The organism is Cyanobium sp. ATX 6A2, assembly GCF_024346355.1.
Classification (GTDB): domain Bacteria; phylum Cyanobacteriota; class Cyanobacteriia; order PCC-6307; family Cyanobiaceae; genus NIES-981.
The window spans coordinates 191,771-208,517 of sequence record NZ_JAGQCU010000004.1; the positions used below are offsets into that span (position 1 = coordinate 191,771).

The 16,747-nt window shown below is 61.8% G+C and carries 23 protein-coding genes and 2 pseudogenes; 14 read left to right on the forward strand and 11 right to left on the reverse strand.

From position 1 onward, the window contains the following. Window positions 1-62: 62 nt before the first annotated feature. From KBY96_RS06190 to KBY96_RS06215, 6 genes are all read right to left on the reverse strand, one after another. Window positions 63-3,263, reverse strand: a complete 3,201-nt coding sequence (locus KBY96_RS06190; protein ID WP_254978443.1) for a type I restriction endonuclease subunit R — start codon at window positions 3,261-3,263, stop codon at window positions 63-65. After that, entirely contained in the window at window positions 3,260-4,141 is an 882-nt protein-coding gene (locus tag KBY96_RS06195) for an SIR2 family protein (protein ID WP_254978444.1), read from the reverse strand. Before KBY96_RS06195 ends, KBY96_RS06190 begins: the two co-directional genes overlap by 4 nt. A gap of 229 nt (window positions 4,142-4,370) precedes the next feature. Then, window positions 4,371-5,672: a restriction endonuclease subunit S gene (locus KBY96_RS06200; protein ID WP_254978446.1), complete on the reverse strand. Its 1,302-nt coding sequence runs from the start codon at window positions 5,670-5,672 to the stop codon at window positions 4,371-4,373. After that, a complete protein-coding gene (locus KBY96_RS06205; RefSeq protein ID WP_254978448.1) occupies window positions 5,662-7,644 on the reverse strand; it encodes a class I SAM-dependent DNA methyltransferase in 1,983 nt (660 codons plus the stop codon). Before KBY96_RS06205 ends, KBY96_RS06200 begins: the two co-directional genes overlap by 11 nt. An 86-nt stretch (window positions 7,645-7,730) precedes the next feature. After that, window positions 7,731-8,111, reverse strand: a complete 381-nt coding sequence (locus tag KBY96_RS06210) for a hypothetical protein (RefSeq protein WP_254978450.1) — start codon at window positions 8,109-8,111, stop codon at window positions 7,731-7,733. Beyond that, a complete protein-coding gene (locus KBY96_RS06215; RefSeq protein ID WP_254978452.1) occupies window positions 8,108-8,566 on the reverse strand; it encodes a hypothetical protein in 459 nt (152 codons plus the stop codon). Before KBY96_RS06215 ends, KBY96_RS06210 begins: the two co-directional genes overlap by 4 nt. 132 nt (window positions 8,567-8,698) lie before the next feature. Here KBY96_RS06215 and KBY96_RS06220 point away from each other — a divergent pair, with 132 nt between their 5' ends. The 3 genes from KBY96_RS06220 to KBY96_RS06230 are packed head-to-tail and all read left to right on the forward strand — an operon-like array spanning window position 8,699 to window position 9,557. Then, the gene (locus tag KBY96_RS06220) at window positions 8,699-9,031 is read left to right on the forward strand and encodes a DUF3427 domain-containing protein (RefSeq protein WP_254978483.1); all 333 of its coding nucleotides are present in this window, start codon (window positions 8,699-8,701) and stop codon (window positions 9,029-9,031) included. A 53-nt stretch (window positions 9,032-9,084) separates the two neighbouring features. Further along, window positions 9,085-9,279 carry a DNA-binding protein gene (locus KBY96_RS06225; protein ID WP_254951800.1) on the forward strand — a complete coding sequence of 65 codons (195 nt, stop codon included), beginning with the start codon at window positions 9,085-9,087 and terminating at the stop codon, window positions 9,277-9,279. Continuing rightward, window positions 9,279-9,557, forward strand: a complete 279-nt coding sequence (locus KBY96_RS06230) for a type II toxin-antitoxin system death-on-curing family toxin (RefSeq protein ID WP_254978453.1) — start codon at window positions 9,279-9,281, stop codon at window positions 9,555-9,557. The genes KBY96_RS06225 and KBY96_RS06230 overlap by 1 nt, the downstream gene beginning before the upstream one ends. Window positions 9,558-9,644: 87 nt before the next feature. Here the strand turns inward: KBY96_RS06230 and KBY96_RS06235 are convergent, their stop codons facing one another. Continuing rightward, complete coding sequence (locus tag KBY96_RS06235; RefSeq protein ID WP_254978454.1) at window positions 9,645-9,818, reverse strand: hypothetical protein; 174 nt, start codon at window positions 9,816-9,818, stop codon at window positions 9,645-9,647. A gap of 279 nt (window positions 9,819-10,097) precedes the next feature. Between KBY96_RS06235 and KBY96_RS06240 the strand changes: the two genes are divergently transcribed. The 8 genes and pseudogenes from KBY96_RS06240 to KBY96_RS06270 all read left to right on the forward strand — a co-directional run bounded on the left by KBY96_RS06240 (window position 10,098) and on the right by KBY96_RS06270 (window position 12,360). Then, window positions 10,098-10,295: a type II toxin-antitoxin system HicB family antitoxin gene (locus KBY96_RS06240; RefSeq protein WP_254978455.1), complete on the forward strand. Its 198-nt coding sequence runs from the start codon at window positions 10,098-10,100 to the stop codon at window positions 10,293-10,295. Between the two features lie 18 nt (window positions 10,296-10,313). After that, window positions 10,314-10,508: a type II toxin-antitoxin system HicA family toxin gene (locus KBY96_RS06245; protein WP_254978485.1), complete on the forward strand. Its 195-nt coding sequence runs from the start codon at window positions 10,314-10,316 to the stop codon at window positions 10,506-10,508. 116 nt (window positions 10,509-10,624) lie between these two features. Continuing rightward, window positions 10,625-10,804 (forward strand): annotated as a pseudogene (locus tag KBY96_RS16510) (hypothetical protein); the annotation flags it as partial. 97 nt (window positions 10,805-10,901) lie between these two features. Further along, window positions 10,902-11,198, forward strand: coding sequence for a nucleotidyltransferase family protein (locus KBY96_RS06250; RefSeq protein ID WP_254978456.1), 297 nt, complete (start codon window positions 10,902-10,904; stop codon window positions 11,196-11,198). 40 nt (window positions 11,199-11,238) lie between these two features. Beyond that, window positions 11,239-11,421 carry a DUF86 domain-containing protein gene (locus KBY96_RS06255; RefSeq protein ID WP_254978457.1) on the forward strand — a complete coding sequence of 61 codons (183 nt, stop codon included), beginning with the start codon at window positions 11,239-11,241 and terminating at the stop codon, window positions 11,419-11,421. A 4-nt stretch (window positions 11,422-11,425) separates the two neighbouring features. Continuing rightward, window positions 11,426-11,491: a hypothetical protein gene (locus KBY96_RS06260; protein WP_254978487.1), complete on the forward strand. Its 66-nt coding sequence runs from the start codon at window positions 11,426-11,428 to the stop codon at window positions 11,489-11,491. A gap of 474 nt (window positions 11,492-11,965) precedes the next feature. Continuing rightward, window positions 11,966-12,184 (forward strand): type II toxin-antitoxin system HicB family antitoxin, encoded by a 219-nt coding sequence (locus KBY96_RS06265; RefSeq protein ID WP_254978458.1) that lies wholly within the window; start codon window positions 11,966-11,968, stop codon window positions 12,182-12,184. After that, window positions 12,181-12,360, forward strand: a complete 180-nt coding sequence (locus KBY96_RS06270) for a type II toxin-antitoxin system HicA family toxin (protein ID WP_254978459.1) — start codon at window positions 12,181-12,183, stop codon at window positions 12,358-12,360. Before KBY96_RS06265 ends, KBY96_RS06270 begins: the two co-directional genes overlap by 4 nt. 54 nt (window positions 12,361-12,414) lie before the next feature. Here KBY96_RS06270 and KBY96_RS06275 read toward each other — a convergent pair whose 3' ends face one another. Next, the gene (locus KBY96_RS06275; RefSeq protein ID WP_254978461.1) at window positions 12,415-12,657 is read right to left on the reverse strand and encodes a hypothetical protein; all 243 of its coding nucleotides are present in this window, start codon (window positions 12,655-12,657) and stop codon (window positions 12,415-12,417) included. Window positions 12,658-12,780: 123 nt separating this feature from the next. On the opposite strand from KBY96_RS06275, the pseudogene KBY96_RS16275 reads away from it, so the two are divergent. After that, window positions 12,781-13,109: pseudogene (locus tag KBY96_RS16275) on the forward strand (hypothetical protein); the annotation flags it as partial. Window positions 13,110-13,163: 54 nt separating this feature from the next. Here KBY96_RS16275 and KBY96_RS06280 read toward each other — a convergent pair. Both KBY96_RS06280 and KBY96_RS06285 read right to left on the reverse strand, forming a co-directional pair. Beyond that, on the reverse strand, window positions 13,164-13,562 hold the full coding sequence (locus tag KBY96_RS06280; RefSeq protein WP_254978463.1) for a type II toxin-antitoxin system VapC family toxin: 399 nt from the start codon (window positions 13,560-13,562) through the stop codon (window positions 13,164-13,166). Further along, window positions 13,562-13,822: an antitoxin gene (locus KBY96_RS06285; protein ID WP_254978464.1), complete on the reverse strand. Its 261-nt coding sequence runs from the start codon at window positions 13,820-13,822 to the stop codon at window positions 13,562-13,564. Before KBY96_RS06285 ends, KBY96_RS06280 begins: the two co-directional genes overlap by 1 nt. A gap of 231 nt (window positions 13,823-14,053) precedes the next feature. Here KBY96_RS06285 and KBY96_RS06290 point away from each other — a divergent pair, with 231 nt between their 5' ends. Both KBY96_RS06290 and KBY96_RS06295 read left to right on the forward strand, forming a co-directional pair. Further along, complete coding sequence (locus KBY96_RS06290; protein WP_254978465.1) at window positions 14,054-14,305, forward strand: CopG family transcriptional regulator; 252 nt, start codon at window positions 14,054-14,056, stop codon at window positions 14,303-14,305. Then, on the forward strand, window positions 14,302-14,739 hold the full coding sequence (locus KBY96_RS06295) for a TA system VapC family ribonuclease toxin (protein ID WP_254978466.1): 438 nt from the start codon (window positions 14,302-14,304) through the stop codon (window positions 14,737-14,739). Before KBY96_RS06290 ends, KBY96_RS06295 begins: the two co-directional genes overlap by 4 nt. Window positions 14,740-14,765: 26 nt before the next feature. On the opposite strand, the gene KBY96_RS06300 is transcribed toward KBY96_RS06295, so the two are convergent. Next, complete coding sequence (locus tag KBY96_RS06300) at window positions 14,766-16,517, reverse strand: YdiU family protein (protein ID WP_254978467.1); 1,752 nt, start codon at window positions 16,515-16,517, stop codon at window positions 14,766-14,768. Between the last annotated feature and the right edge of the window lie 230 nt (window positions 16,518-16,747).

A 16,747-nucleotide genomic window follows, 5' to 3' on the forward strand; every position in this document is an offset into this window, starting at 1 on the left:
CCAAGTAGCAAGTCTTAAGGGAGGCGATTGCAGCAAATTAGGAGACGATTTCCAAGTCTGGACTAAGTTGCCCACTCGTCCGACAAACGCTCCGCCTGCTCGAGCACCAGCCGAATGGCCTCCTCTTGTCTGTCTGGAGGGTACTTGTATCGACGAAGTGTGATGCGAACCAGATTACGCAACCGTGCCCTCACACTTTCACGCTTCTTCCAATCGACGCTCGTGCTCTTGCGAAGCTTCTCTGTTAGCTCGAAGGCGATCTTCTTCAGCACCTCATCGCCCAGCTCGCGCACGGCACTCTCGTTGTTCGCCAACGCGTCGTAAAAAGCTAGTTCGGATTCGTTCAGACCCAAGTTCTGGCCGCGCTTGGCCGCCTCCCGGAACTCCTTGGCCATCGCGATCAGCTCCTCGATGACCTGCGCACTCTCGATCGCGCGGCTGCGGTAGCGGTTCAACGCTGCCGCGAGCCGGTCGCTGAATTTCTTCTCCAGGACCACATTGGTACGGCTGCGGGATTTGATCTCGTCGTTGAGCAGTTTCTGAAGCAGTTCAACGGCAAAGTTGCGCTGCGGCAGCTGGCGCACCTCTTCGAGGAACGCGTCCGACAGCAGGCCGATGTCCGGCCTGTCCAGACCCGCGAGCTTGAAGATGTCCTCGACAGCTTCGGCCACCACCGCGTTGTCGAGGATCTGCTTCAGCACTGCATTCTTTCGATCTTGCGACAGCTTCTTGTCGGTTTCGGTGGCCTTTGCGATCACACCCTTGATGGCCTGGAAGAACGCGATCTCCTCGCGGAGGTAAATCGCCTCGTCCCGCGTTCCACAAAGCGAGAACGCTTTCGTGATGGCCAGCACCACGTCGAACCAGCGCTTCTTGCCGTCTTCCAGCCCGAGTATGAAGTTCGCTGCTGGCAAGAGGAGCGTCACGGCCTCGGTTCGATAGCCCACGTAGTTGAAGCTGTGCAGGATGCTACGCGCCACCTCCATAAGCTCCTGGAGCTTGGCCATTGCCTGGATACTGTCTAAGGCTGGTTGCCCCTTGCCGCGGCTCTCTGTGTAGGACTTAAGCGCCCGTCGAAGCTCACCGGCGATACCGATGTAGTCAACAACCAGGCCACCTTCCTTGTCGCGGAACACGCGGTTCACACGCGCGATCGCCTGCATCAGATTGTGGTCACGCATTGGCTTATCCACATACATAGTGTGCAAACATGGGACATCGAATCCTGTAAGCCACATGTCTCGGACGATGACGATCTTCAATGAATCCTTCGAGTCCTTGAAGCGCCTTTCAAGCTGCTTCTTCGCCGTTGCGTTATAGATGTGAGGGCGTAACTTGGGATCGTCCGCGGCGGATCCGGTCATCACGATGCGGATCGTGCCGTCCTCGGGGCTGTAGTGGCTCGGCTTGTCCGCATCCTGGCTCGGTACCAGCGTGCCCTTCCACTGCGGGCGAAGCTCGACAATGGCGTCAAACAGATCGACGCAGATCTGGCGGCTCATTGCCACCACCATCGCCTTGCCATCCACGGCTGTGAGGCGCGCCTCAAAATGCTTGACCAGGTCCGCCGCTACTTCCTTAAGGCGGGGCTTTGCGCCGACCAGCTTCTCAAGCGCGGCCCACTTGGTCTTGGCCGCTTTGCGCAGCGCGACACTTTCTTCGTCCTCGAAAATTTCCTCGACCTGGTCGCTGAGCTGCTCGATCTCGGCCTGGTTGATGTCGAGCTTGGCTAGGCGGCTTTCATAGAAGATCGGCACCGTGGCGCCATCGTCCACCGCGTCCTGGATGTCGTAGACGCTGACGTAGTCGCCGAATACACCGCGCGTGTCCTTGTCATCGGTCTCCACTGGCGTGCCGGTAAAGCCGACGAACGTCGCGTTCGGCAGCGCGTCGCGCAGATGCTTGGCAAAGCCGTACTTGTACTTGCCGGACTTCTTATCCAGCACCGCGCGGAAGCCGTACTGTGAGCGATGCGCCTCGTCGGCAATGACGACGATGTTGGTGCGGTCCGAAAGCTGAGGGAACCGCTCTTCCTCATCATCGGGCGAAAACTTCTGCACAGTGCTGAAGATGATCCCGCCCGACGGGCGCCCCGCCAGCAGCGCGCGCAGCTGCTCGCGATCCTCCGCCTGCTGCGGCGTCTCCCTCAGCAACGAGCGTGCGCCCATGAAGGTCTGGAACAGCTGCCCGTCCAGATCGTTGCGGTCGGTCACCACCACGAGGGTTGGATTCTGCATCTCGGGCCGCTGCATGAGTTTGGCAGCGAAGCACACCATCGAAATGCTCTTGCCCGAGCCCTGCGTATGCCAGATGATGCCTCCCTTGCGCGAACCTGGCTCGACCCGCTTGCCGGAGGCCGCGCGCTCTTCGCGCAACTCATTGGCGGCTGAAGGAATCTGGGTCGCCGCCATCACCGCCACCCGCACCGCCTCGCGCACCGCGTGGAACTGGTGGTAGCCGGCGATCTTCTTGATCAGCCCTTCGTCACTCTGCTCGAACAGGACGAAATAGCGCAGGAAATCAAGCAGCAATTCGGGCGCGAAGAAGCCGCGCACGACTTTCTCAAGCTCGAACTGCAGCAGGGGCCGATCGTTCTCATTGTGGATTGTGCGCCACGGCAGGAAGCGTTCTCGGCTGGCAGTGAGCGACCCGACCCGCGCGTTCAGCCCATCCGAGATCACCAGCGCCTCGTTGAAGACGAACAGGTCCGTGATCTCGGCTTTGTAGGCGTCGAGCTGATTGAAGGCCGACCAGATGTCAGCATGCTCAGCAGCCGGGTTTTTCAGCTCGATGACCGCAATCGGCAGCCCGTTGATAAAGCACACCAGATCCGGCCGCCGCGGCTGCTTGCTGCCCAGAACGGTGAACTGATTCACCACCAAGTAGCGGTTGGCCTGCGGTTGCTCGAAGTTGATCAACCGAACCCGGTCGCCACGCTTGACGTCGTCTTGCTCCACTTCCACCGGCAACCCATCAACCAGCGCCTCGTGAAAGCGCCGGTTGCTCTGTACGAGCGACGGCTCATGCAGCTTCGTCACGCGATGTAGAACCTCATCGAGTACCGCCTCCGGCACGCCTGGGTTCAGGCGCTGCAGTGCTTCGTGCAGCCTGCCGGTAAGCACCACCTGCCGGTAGTCGGTCCGCTCCGGTATCTCACCATCCGGCGCAATGTCTGGCCCGTGGCGGTACTCCCAGCCGGAGTCCTGGAACCATGTGAGTACAAGCTGTTCGAAGGCGTCTTCGGTAAGCATCGAGGCGGTCATTCGTTGTAAGCGATGCGCCTCTCGGCCACATCAACGATGAGCTGCAGGTATCGCTCTACGAAATCGTGATAGCCGGCTGGGTACCATAGCGGCTGGATGTTCAGCGTTAGTAGACGCGTCGCCTTCTCCTGCTTGTCTAGGGCCTCGGCAGGCGCAGGAAGGATCGCGTAGTGGTTGGGGATGGCATACTCATCTTCCTGTTTGGCCTTCTCGAATAATTCGAGCGTCCAGTCTTGCTCCAGGCTACAGCCCAGGAACAGGAGAGACTGCGAGACGTATACCTGCCGCAACGCCTTGGGCAATGACTTGTGGAAGTCGAACGGGTTCCCGTAGCCGGCTTCGTACTGAACCTGGGTCAGGATGTGGGTGGCAGGGTTGTCTGCATCACCGTGCAACTTGAGCAGGCAGCGATCACCACGCACCAGGCGCTGGAAAAAGTTGTGTTCCTGAGTGCCGTGCATGTAGGCGTCGAATCGCACTTCATCGCGCCCATACACCTGCTCAATCGCGTCGTCAAAATTCGTTGTGATGACACAGCCTTTGGCGATTCTTGGTAGGAGCATCATCGGTCCACCCAATTTGACCTTCTGTATGCGGTACTTCGTACGCACGAAGTTGCTGGTTTGCACTTGGTCGTGTTCAAACAAGGCTTGGGCAGCGGCGAGGTACTGTCCCGTTTCGATTTGCATGTCGATTGCATCGGCATCAGCACTCGGTAAGCACCCCAACAACTCTTTGAGTGCCGCTCCCCATAACGGCATTCCCATCGGCATGGACATTCCAGCGCCGACAAAGGGAACGATGCGACCGCGCTGGACGGCCACGAGCAGTTCTGAGAAGGGCGTTTCAAGCCCATGGACGCGAGCAGCTTGAGACATGGTTCGTGGCGCTCTTGCAGCGATTCGTTTTGCCACTCTCCCTTTGCTTCGTAATAGGCGTCACGATCCAGCCAAAACAGTGCTTTGCTCTTCGTAAACTCGAGACTGCCAATCCGGATTGGCTCGTCGACCTCAAACGCTTCGTTGAAATCCTTGCTAGTTTCGTATTCGTCATTGAGAAGCCGCATGGCCTCACGGACGAGCGGATCTTCTCGCATATCGAGAGAACTCACGTGCCTAACCCTTCTGGAACGCGGAGTTCACCCACAAGTAACTTTGGAAGGAGTGTGTCTCGGGTGACGGCAAGGGCTCGCGTCTGCTGCCTATTCCCGATCAGGGCCTCGAATATCTGCGTGACGATTTCGTTCGCCGCTTCGAGTAGTGGGTTTGTCGGCACTACGCAGAGTGCTTCGGTCAAGTGCTTGCGCTGTATGTGACCCATCGTGACAGCTTTCCCGGCGGCGATGGATCGAAAGTTCTCCAAGTGTTCTTTTGTCCAGTAAAAAAAGAACCATTTCGGAAAGCTCTTCGATGTGACCTTGAACAAATGTTGATTCAGTGCGCCACGCCCGCCGCACCAGACATCGACCTCGAGACTTCCTGACCAAGAAAACAGCACATCCCCATCGTCGACTACGTAAGCCGGGTCCAACCTTTGCGAGGCTCGCGCGGCACCCACCGTTGATCCGCCTTTCAGCTGCGCTATTTTGATAACGGGGAGCCACTCCGTATCGCTCTCAGGTGGAAACTTTTGTAGCGCAAGCCCATTGAGATAGTCCGCAATCGTGTCGAGTGGCCTCACATTCCATCCCTCAGGAATCTCGCCCAGTTCGGAATCAATGAAGCGATCGGGGAAGAGGGCGAGGAGTTCGGGAGTGAGTCGCAAGCGGCGACATATGCTCTCCGGGGGCTCGCCGCTGGCTTTGGCGTAGACGGGGCCGAAGTCGACAAACCAGGACCTGAAAATTGCCTGAGAAATGGCCTCCAGCGTCTCGTTGATCCGGCGGTTCAGGTCGATCTTGTCGTCGAGCGTGGCAAGGATGTGAGCAATGGCTCTCTGTTGGGCTATAGGTGGAATTGGAATTAGAAGCTGCCGAAGTGTTCCAAGGTTGATCTTCTGCGTGACGCTACCTTGGAGACGCGAGCTCAACCACTGAATGGAATGTGGAGACTTCAAGCAATAGTCGACGAACCGGTGATCGACCTCATCATTAAGCGCGATGACGCCCACATCGCGCGAAACGTTAGCGCCTGCAAGCTCGGGAGAAACGATGGCCGTATGACCCGGTTCAGAGATCAAGTTGATGAGAATCTCACCGCCCCGCAGAACTGTCCGCTCGAATTGAGAGCTAACTTTCTGAGAAACACGCTTCGCGTCGTCGTATTCGATCATCCCACCGCGGATGTCGCCGCCGCGAATGACAGGAACCCCACCGGCTACGAACTCGCCGACCTTGACGATGCCATACGTGATCCCTCGGTTGGGATCGCAAAGGTCACCGAGGGGCACATGGCTCCATTCAGCCGCCATAGCCAAGCCTCGCCAAGTTCTCGCGAATCGCCCGTTCCAGACGCGCACTCTCGCCGAACTGCGCGTCAAGCTGCGCCGTCAGCCGCGCCATCTTTTCCTCGAATGGTTCGCCATCCTCCTCCTGCACCACAGCACCCACGTAGCGAGCCGGCGTGAGCGTATGGTCGTGCTTGCGAATGTTGTCTAGCTTAAGGGCCTTGCAGAAGCCCAGTTCGTCGACATAACAAACGCCACGCTTCCACGCGTGAAAGGTGCCGGCGATCTTGCGGATGTCGTCGACGCTGAAGTCGCGCAGAACGCGATCTTTCATGTAGCCCAGATTGCGGGCGTCGATGAAGAGCGTCTCACCCGCGCGGTCGCGCCAGCGCAACTCGCCGCTGCCTCGCGCGGCCTTGCTGCGCGTGAGGAACCATATGCACGCCGGTATCTGCGTGTTGGTGAAGAGCTGGCTGGGCAGCGCCACCATGCACTCCACAAGGTCTGACTCGACGATGGCCTTGCGGATCTCGCCTTCGTTATTGGTGTTGCTGCTCATCGAGCCGTTGGCCAGCAGCAGTGCCATGCTGCCCTGCGGCGCCAAGTGGTGGATCATGTGCTGCATCCACGCGAAGTTGGCGTTGCCCGCGGGCGGGATACCGTACTTCCAGCGCGGGTCGTCGTCCTTCACGCCGGCGTTCCACTCCTTCATGTTGAAGGGTGGATTGGCCATGATGAAGTCGGCGCGCAGGTCGGGGTGCTGGTCGCGCGTGTAGGTGCTGGCCGGCTCCTTGCCGAAGTCATAGTCCATGCCGCGGATGGCCATGTTCATCGACGCCAGCCGCCAGGTTGTGGGGTTGGATTCCTGGCCGTAGATGGAGAGCTGGCCCACGCGGCCGCCGTGCTCCTCCACGAACTTCTCGCTCTGTACGAAGAAGCCGCCCGAGCCGCAGCAAGGGTCGTACACCCGGCCCTGGAAGGGCTGCAGCATTTCGACGATGGTGGCAACGATACTCTTGGGCGTGTAATACTGGCCACCCTTCTTACCCTCGGCGATGGCGAACTCACCGAGGAAGTATTCGTACACGTGGCCGAGGATATCTTTGGCCTTAAGCGTGCCGTGGTGGAACGGTATCTTACCAATAACCTCGTCAATCAGACTGGGTAGTGCGGAGTCAATCTGCTTGCGCGCGTAATCCTTTTCCAGCACACCTTTGAGTTTGGGATTCTCCTTTTCTACTGCCTCCAGTGCGTCGTCCAGCAGCCGTCCAATGCCCTTGAACTCGTACTCGGCGGTCTTGCCATTTGTGACCTGCAGCTTGATGCCAACCCCTACCTTGGCGTGCGCCTGGATGAAGTCCCAGCGCGCGAGCGCCGGCACCCAGAAGACGTTGTTCTCCGTGTAATAGTCACGCGCTTCGAGCTCGTCGGGGATCAGGTCTTCGGCGTCCTCGCCCAGGTAGTAATCGTGCGCCGGGTCGCGGAAGACATTCTCCAGCTCGGCACGGCGCTCCTTGAAGGAGTCGGACACATACTTGAGGAAGATGAGGCCGAGCACGACGTGCTTGTAGACGGCAGCGTCAAGCATCGGCAGCAGCTTGTTGGCTGCCGTCCAGAGCTTCTTGTCGAGGTCGTTGAGGAATTTCTGGGGGTCGCTTGGCAGCGTTGAAGGAGTGTCTATAGGAAGAAAACGGTTAGCTGGATCTAACGGACTTGTCAAAAGGGAGGAATTGCTCTTGCTGGTTTCCTCTATGTCGTCATCCACGTCCCTGGCAAGGGTGGTCTGCTGGTACGAGGGGTCAGGGTCCACCAGGGACACCGAATCGCTGCGGCCCCTACCCCGCAGCACGATCCCTTTGGCCACAAGCGTCGCCTTTACCTCCTCGTAGAGAGCCTCTTCCCAGCCAAGGGACTCCCGCAGGACTGGATTTTTGGCGGGGCTGCCAACTTCCCCAAGAGCTTCGAGGAAGTCGTTCAGCTGGTCCTGATCAGGCATCGAGGGATCAGGTCACGCGTCGCTGGGGGGAGTCTGCCTGCAGTTGGGTCGGTTTGGGCGTAAACAGGCACGAGCGGGGCGATCGGCTACGCCTCCCCCAGCAGCTGCCGCACCAGCGCAATCAACTCCTTCTTGGTGAAACTCTCCAAGGGCGGCGGCGGTGGGGTCACGCCATGGCGTTCCAGCAGTTGGGCCAGAGCGGTCTTTTGCAACTTGGAGTACCCCTTGATCCCATGCGCTTTGCACAGCCGCTTGAGGCAGGCCGCGGGCTGCTGCAGGAAACTCCCCTTGCCCAGCAAGGCTTTCGGGTCCTGGGTTCCCCCAGGCTGGGGATCCTGGAGGTCTTGGAGCGCCGCACCGGAGCGCTGCAGATGGTCCGCCACGCGGCGGTACACCCGGGCATCGGTGCCCGCCAGTTCCCGGTGGCTCTGCTCCAATAAATCAGCGATCGACGGGCCCGCGCTCATGGCTTCTCGCCGAGCTGGCTCGCGGAAGTGCTCGCCTCGGTCGATTCAGCCGCCAGCGCAACGGCCTTGGCCTTCACCTGGCGCCAGCGCGTGGCCTGTTGAACCAATCGGCGGAACATCTCCACCAGCCAGAAGCCGCTTTGGCGCTCGCTTTCATCGATCAGGCCCACCATCGCATCGCCCGTTTCCTCCAGTTCGCGGATCACGGTGCCGAGCTTGGCGTTGAGGGCATGGAGCCGCGCCTTGGCCCGGGCCTCATCGGCCAGATCCATCTCCAGCTCCACCAGCTCCCGCTGCAGCTCGGTGATCACAACCCCCCGCCGGTCGCTCTGGGCCTTGAGCATGCCCCGGGAGCGGTTGGCCGACACCAGGGCCGCCCGGCAGTCCTGGTAGGTGCCCTCCAGAGCCTCTGGATCTGGCGTGATCGGGAATTCAGTAGCCGAGCGGAGGGGCATCGGGATTCGATTGTCTGTCTCCAGGATTGCCGATTTTGAGCGTTTTGGCTGGCTCACCGGGGGGAAGGGCTGTTCCACTGCTGTGCAGAAGCCTTCGGCATCGATGAGGCCACCCGCTGCGACGTCTTCTTCATCACCCTCAAGAAGTCCGAGCGCCTGTTCTCCCCCACCACCCGCTACAACGACTACGCCATCTCCCCGCTGGAGTTCCACTGGGAGAGCCAGAGCCTCACCCGGGAAACCTCAGCCACCGGGCAGCGCTACATCCACCATGTGGAGCGTGGCAGCAGGGTGTTGCTGTTCGTGCGGGAGGAGAACAAACGTGGCGGGGTGACGCTGCCGTTCCTGTGCCTGGGCTTTGCCGAGTATGGGAGCCACCAGGGCGAGCGGCCGATGGCGATTCGTTGGCGGCTGCATAGGGCAATTCCGGGGGCGTTCGTTCCGGAGTTGGCGTTGGCGGTTTGAGGGGGGCGATCCCCTTTCGACCTCTCCTATCCTTGGGGCTCTGGAGGTCTGCCATGGCCCTCGCCATTGAGCTCAACGAAGAACAGTCCCGTGCCCTGGCCGAGGTGGCCGGGCTGCTCAACGTGTCTCAGGAGGTCCTGGCCTCAGCCGCCGTACGCGATCTCCTGAGCCGACCCTCCGCAGACTTCGAAGCAGCCGCATCGAACGTGCTGGCAAAAAATGAGGAGCTTTACCGTCGTCTGGCGTGATGCGCTACCTCCGCCTCGGTGAGGTACTGGAGCTGCACCGCCGATTGATCGCCACCTCAGGGGGGTCCCCCGGATTGCGGGACCTTCGTCTCTTGGAAGGGTCACTCTCCCAGCTCCGCCAGACCTTTTCAGGTGCTGATCTCTATCCCACTCTCATAGAGAAGGCTGCTACTCTAGGCTTTTCCCTCGAAGCTGTTGTTCTTGCTGTTGCCTCCGGAATGCTTGATCGGCAGGCATGGACCGAGTGGGTCAAGGAACAGATCAAGCCCTTGGGATGAGGTTAGCGGCCGATGCGGACACCGGCTGCAACGATGAGTTGTCCTGGAACTCCATGCCAGGTCAGGCCGTAGTCGGCCGTGTTGGTGTCAAGAACCAGCCGCAAGTCGTTGCCCCTTGCGATACGCGCTGATCTCCTGGTTGATCTCTTGCCGGGTCAGCACCTCCGGCGGGTCAGCAGCAAGAGCAGCCCTGGCGTCTTGCAGACGGACAATGCGGTCTGAGGCCAGCGCATCAGGGAGGGTGATCTCGATGGTGGTCAAGGGTGCACCCCAACCATGATTGCCTCCGAGGGTAGCCGGCATCTCCACCCAAGGGCACCACCAGCACCGCCGCAGTCAGTGCCTTCACCTCGCTGTCTGCAGGCTGCAGCTTGGTCGTGTGACCAGCCTCGGGCGCTGTTCGCTGGCGGCCGCACAAGGCGATTCCGGCGGCGTTCGTGCCGGAGTTGGCGTTGGCGGTGTGAGGATGCTGGGGGGCGTCGTGACAGAGGCCAGCCCCATGCCGCGTAGCCTGAACGCAGGACAGGGAGTGAGACCGGCATGAGCTACCGCATCCGGCTGCTGGAAACGGAAGAAGGCTGGTCGGTGAGCTGTCTTGACCTGCCGGGCTGCCACTCCCAGGGATCCAGCCGGGACGAAGCACTGGCGAACATCCGCGAAGCGATTGCCCTCTGGCTGGAAGTGGAAGCTGAGGAGGGTGGCGTGCGCAGTGTGGAGACACTGGAACATGCGTTTTAAATACCGCGTCTACCGGGGATCAGTCAGAAGGAAGCCGTAAGAGTGTTTCTCAAGCTGGGGTATCGGATCGTCCGCGAATCCGGTCATCTGATCCTGAGCAATGGTGAGCTGCGCCTCGTGATTCCACGCCACGACCCAATCAACGCCATCACCATGGGCGCCATCGCCCGTGATGCAGATCTGACGCCTCAGCAGTTCCGCCAGCTGCTGTGATGGCCGAAGAGGAGCGTCTCAACGGTGTCCTCGCCCCCTGCGGCCACGACCAGAAGGCCATGGGCGCGCACGTACGGCGCCAATGGCTGAGACTCTGCGCCCAACTGCTCTTGATCCTGCCGGTGCCCCTGAGCGTGCACGGCCGTCACCGCGTAGGCGTGCTCTGGCACTAGGCCACCCAGTGCGACCTGCTGTTCATCACCCTGCGCCAAAGCGAAGCCCTCTTCTCCCCCTCCACCCGCTTCCGCGACCTGGCCCTCGGCCCCTCGCTATTCCACTGGGAGACCCAGAGCAGCGCCGGCAGGCAGCCTGGCTACCTGGCTGTTCCTCGCCATCTCTGGCGTTGGCGTTTTAGCGTCATCCCAGGCCACTCCTGAGCATTCACTGCAGGCCATGGACGTCAGTTCCGAAACGTTGATCAGCCGGTTGCGCCAGCACGCGCCCGTCTGGAGTGAGCGTTTCGGCGTGCGCAGCCTGCGGATCTTCGGCTCCTGGGCCCGTGGCACGGCAACACCGAGCAGCGATGTGGATCTGCTGGTGGCCTTCGACGGCCCAGCCACGGCCAGACGCTTCTATGGCCTCCAGTTGTTTCTGGAAGACCTGCTCCAGCAACCTATCGATCTTGTGACCGAACAAGCACTTCGGGAGGAGCTCAGGCCTGCGGTTGAGGCGGATGCCATCACCCTCTGACGGCAGTCCGAAACGTGACTGGCGCCTCTATGCGCAGAATATGGATCGGTTTGCCCATCGCGCCGTGGGCTACTGCGCTGATCTGAACCGTGCGAAGTTCGAGGCGGATCAGCTGATGCAGGACGCCGTTCTTCGCAACATCGAGCTGATCGGCGAAGCCGCCACTCGCATCCCCGAGGAGGTGAGGCTCGCTCATCCATGCCTACCTGGGGGTCGATCTTGATGTGGTGTGGGATGTGATCCAGGTGGAATTGCCGCTGCTGATCCTTCAGCTGAAGACCGTTCTGTCCTGACGAGCAGCCTGGTCGTGAGGGGATGAGGAGCCCCCTGGATCCACCGCAAAGGCGTGCTCGCTCACCAGGCCAGCGCCACCGACCTGCTGTTCATCACCCTGCGCAAGAGCGAAGCCCTCGTCTCCCCCTCCACCCGCACCCGCGACCCAGCCCTCGGCTCCTCCCTGTTCCACTGGGGGAGCCAGAGCAGAGCCGGCAGGGCACGGTCCCGAGCCTTTCGTTTGCCTGGGGTTTGCGCGCTACGAGAGTCACGAGGGGGAGCGGCCAATGGCGGGGGCCTCTCGGGGGTGGCGGCTGGAGCGGGAGATCCCGGCGGCCTACCTGCCTGGCTGTTCCTCGCCATCTCTGGCGTTGGCGGTTTGAGGGAGGGGGCGGTGCACGGCGGGGAGGGAATGAGGCACATGAGCAACCTCATGGCCGCGGAAAACTTCTCTGGGCCTAAACTGACTTCAACGTGTAACAGGGTTGAGCTTGATGAAGGGAGAACTGACAGCTGTGATTGAGCCTGCACCGGAAGGTGGCTTCTGGGCGATCTGCCTGGAGATTCCCGGTGCCAATGGTCAGGGAGAATCGATTGAGGAAGCAACAGAGGATCTCCATGCAGCCATTGAGCTTCTGCTGGAAGATCGTGAGGCGGATATCAGTCGTGGCCTGCCGCCTGATGCCGTGCGCATGCCCCTGAAGATCGGATGAAGCGCCGTGATTTGGAACGGCGACTGCGTATGGCTGGATGCATCCTCAAGAGGGAAGGGGCTTCACATTCCATCTGGATCAATCCAGCTACCGGGATCAAGGAAGCGGTGCCAAGGCACAATGAAATCAAGGAACTCTTGGCCCGGAAGATCCTCGCCAGCCTCGGCGCAAGATGAGCCTCGATTTCATGATAAGCCTGGCAGATCTGGCCTGAAAGAGACGTATCGGACTCAAGAACCAGCCGCAATCCGTTGTTCCTGGCGGTAGGCCATGATCTCCGCGTTGATCTCCTGCCGAGTCATCGCCTCCTCTGGGCGAGCCGTGAGCAGTTCACGCACTTGCTGGAGGCGTGCCAAGAGGTCGGACGTCAATGTGCTGCGTAGCAGATCCGCGATGGCCTCGGGAGAAAGAAGACCGGCTTCCTGTGCCTCTTCCGCAAGAGCATCGGGGAGGGTGATCTCGATGGTGGTCATGACCGTTCATAACCACAGCATCTCAACCCTGGCCGGAATAGGAGGGATGGGGCTCCAATCGCTACCGGGCCCCGGCCAGCCAGAGAGCCCCGCTTGAGCGATGCGATCACCGCTTGCACCCTCTGGATCCACCACGAAGTCGTGCTCTGGCACGAGCCGAGCGCCACCGACCTGCTGTTCATCACCCTGCGCAAAAGCGAAGCCCTCTTCTCCCCCTCCACCCGCACCCGCGACCTGGCCTTCGGCCCCTCCCTGTTCCACTGGGAGAGCCAGAGCAGAGCCGGCAGGGCAGGCTCACCGAGCCGTTCGTGTGTCTCGGGTTTGCGCGGTACGAAAGCCATGAGGGCGAGCGGCCGATGGCGGGGGCCTCTCGGGGGTGGCGGCTGGAGCGGGAGATCCCGGCGGCCTACCTGCCTGGCTGTTCCTCGCCATCTCTGGCGTTGGCGGTTTGAGGGGGGCAGAACGCCAAGTGGGAAGGCACCTGGCCAACCCCTGCCTGCTGGCCATTACCAGGCCTCCAGGTGCAGATCGGCCACATTGGCAAAGGCCTGATCCGCCGTCACCAGGGCGCAACCTTCGCTGAGGGCATGGCTGGCGATCAGCAGATCCATCGCCGCCAACGGCTTCCCGTTGCGTTCGAGATCGGCCCGCAGCCGGCCATACACCCTGGCGCAGGCTTCCGACCAGGGCAGGATCTCCAGGGTCTTGAGGGTGTTCTCCACCAGCGCCTGCAACCGCGACGTTGGCGGCAGCTTCTCCAGGCCGTAACGGATCTCCGCCACCACGATCGACGACAGGCAACAGCGTTGCTCACACACCCAGGTATCCAGGCACGGCGACAGGCCTTTCAGAAAGGCGTTCACGGCGTTGGTGTCGAGCATCAGCCTCCCCTTTGCCGCAGCCATCAGAGGAACTCCACCGGTTCCGCAGGGCGCGTGTCGCGCAACCCCTCGAAAAACGCTTCCAGCTCGGCCTGGAACCCAGGCTCCTGCAGCAGGTCATCCCTTTGATCCAGCAAGGCGCGGGCCGATGGCCGCACCGGTGTGAGCACCACAGCGCCACTCTCGGGATCGCGATGCACCTCCACCTCTGTGCCCTCAAAGCGGAACTCGGCCGGCAGCCGCACCGCCTGGCTGCGGCCGTTGCGGAACAACTTGGCGCGCATGACACCCCACAGTTGATCGATATCGAGTCTAGACCAGGTCTGCGCTCTCATGCCGCCTTCTGCGGGATCCGCGGCCCCCCTCAATGTGGCGTTGCCGGTTTGAGGCCCGCCAGAGTGGTTGACAGGCAACCCTGGCGACCATGGCGACCTCTCTCTCTCTCGCGGTAGGCGCACGAGCACCGCAGAGAAGTTAGTCGTCCCTATGGTTGATGCTTGATGCGAACACATCAGATGCGCACCACCCTGCAGCTCGACGACGACGTGCTGGCGGCGGCGCGGGTGCTGGCACGGCAACGGCGCACCAGCCTGGGTGCCGTGATCAGTGAGCTGGCCCGCCAGGCCCTGGTAGCACCGGCGCCAGGCTCCAGCTCCGAAAACCAGAGGTCCGATCATCGCAACGGCCTGCCCCTGCTGCCCTGGAAGGAGAAGGGAGCACCGGTGGATCTGGAGCTCGTGAACAACCTGCGCGATGAGCTGGCGTGAGTGTGGCGCTGCTGGATGTGAACGTGCTGATCGCCTTGCTGGATCGACGCCACGTGCACCACGAACCAGCCCATGGCTGGTTTGCGGCAGCTCAGGCGCATGGCTGGGCCACCTGCCCGCTCACACAGAACGCCGTGCTGCGCATCCTCGGCCAGCCGCGCTATCCCAACAGTCCGGGGCCACCAGCGGTGGTGGCCCCTCTGGTAGCGGAGCTGATCCGCCATCCGCAGCATCAGTTCTGGCCGGATTCGCTCAGCCTGCTCAACCAGAGCCTTGTGGATGCATCGCGACTGCTGGAGGCCACCCAGCTCACCGACACCTACCTGCTGGCGCTGGCGGTGCACCGCGGCGGCCGGCTGGTGAGCTTCGATCGCCGCCTCAGCTGCGAGGGGGTTGCCGGTGGCCGCGAGGCCCTGTTGTTGCTCGATGCTTGAGACAGGTCGGAGACCTGGGGGTTGGCTCAGGACGAACAGCTGTAGTGGGACACGCCACCGGCGTTGAAGAATTCCCTGGGCTTCAGACGGTCGTAGGTCGCCGCCAGCTCCGGAGACAGCTCGTCGTAGGGATGGCTGAACACCTCCTGCAGCTCATGGATCAGACTGGTATCCCCTTGTGCCGCCTGTTCATAGGCCGGGGCGATCAGCCATTCGCGCCAGGTGATCCTGGGGTTGATGCGTTTCATCGCTGCGGATGTCTCGCTGAGGTCGCCGTTGGCCGTGATCTGATCCCGCCAGCGCTGCAGCCACTGCGTCCAGCGCCCATCGAGCTCTTCCGAACTCGGCACGTAGAAGCTCTCCTTCAGGGCTGAGAGGTGCTCCGGAATGGCAGAGAGCCTGCGGAAGAAGATCGTGTAATCCACCTTGGAGAGCACCATCAGCTGCAGCAGCTCGTTCACCAGCTCGGCGTCGTAGCGGATCAGGCCAAGCTTGCGGGCCCACATGGCCTCGATCTCCTGCTGCATCGCCTCGGCGAAGCCGTCGCGGATCTCATCCAGCCGCGCCAGGGCCTCCGCGTTGCCCTCCAGCAGCAGCCGGATGGCGGCCCAGAACATCTGGTAGTTGGCTTCGGCCGCCCCTGGCTGGTTGAAGAAGCAGAAATGCTCGCCGCCGCCGGTCCAGGGCTGGAAGCGGGGATCGAACAGTTCGCAGAATCCGAAGGGGCCGTAGTCGAGGGTGTAGCCGCCGGCCGCGCAGTTGTCGCTGTTGAAATTGCCCTGGCAGTAGCCCACGCGCATCCAATTGGCCACCAGGGCGGTGAGCCGCGCGCGGAACAATCCCGCCAGCTCCACCACCTGATCGCTGAACTCCTGAGCCGGATCAATCTCCTGCAGGTAGTTCCGCTCGATCAGATGTTGAACGATCATCCGCAGCTCGTTCAGCGCCTGCGGATGGGCCTGGCTGCGGGCGCGACGGGCGAACAGCTCCAGCTGGCCCACCCGCAGAAACGACGGCGCCACCCGGGTGGTGATCGCCGCCGGGTTGTCCACCAGGATGTCGGGATCGAACGAGCGGGAGTTCGGCGCATACCAGGGCCGGCGCACCGTTTCCGACCTGGACACATAGAGCGTGAGCGAGCGGGAGGTGGGAACGCCCAGGGCGTGCATGAACTCCTGCGCCAGAAACTCGCGCACGCTGGAGCGCAGCACGGCGCGGCCATCGGCGCCGCGGCAGTAGGGCGTGGGGCCACCGCCTTTCAGTTGCATCTCCCACCGCCGACCGTTGAACACGCCTTCGAACACGGAAATGGCCCGGCCGTCGCCGTAGCCGTTGCCGGTGCCGAACGGGCACTGCTGGATGTATTCCCTGCCGTAGATGGAGAGGGCATAGCCGGTGGCCCAGCCGAATGGCCGCATCGGCCCTGTGGCCACGGTGATGTCGCCGGAAAACAGACGGCGGAACGGCTCGTCGTGGGCCAGCCCATCGCTCAGACCCAGGTCGTTGAAGAGGGCTCTGCTGTGCGCCACAAGCTCCGGCGCTGGAAGCGCCGTGGGTGTCACCGGCACGTAATGACCGGAGAACACCTGGCGGGGCCGGTGATCGTGGCCATCGCCGCTGGCCTGGGGATCCGCCTGCAGGGACTCCAGCAGCGAATAGTCGGCCCGTTGCGCAAACTCGGTGAACGTGGTTGTCGGCACTGCTTTCGCCACTGGTGTCGGCACTGGTCTCTCGGGTGTTGCGCGGCCTGGGCATGGCCCAGACGTTGTGATCATCATCCTGGCGTTGGCGGTCCCACTGCACCTGGGCCGATGGCACTCACCGCTGTGATCAAGGCCCACCCCCTGGTAACTCTGTTCAGCGTTCCGGCGCCTGCCTAAGTGTGTAGTGCCACCAGGTTGTTCCGGCTGACAAAGGGGTGTGAGGCCGACAGGGTTGTGGTGCGACCCAACAGCCCCAGACCTCACACCCCATGCATACACACCCCAATGCCCGCCTGACACCGATC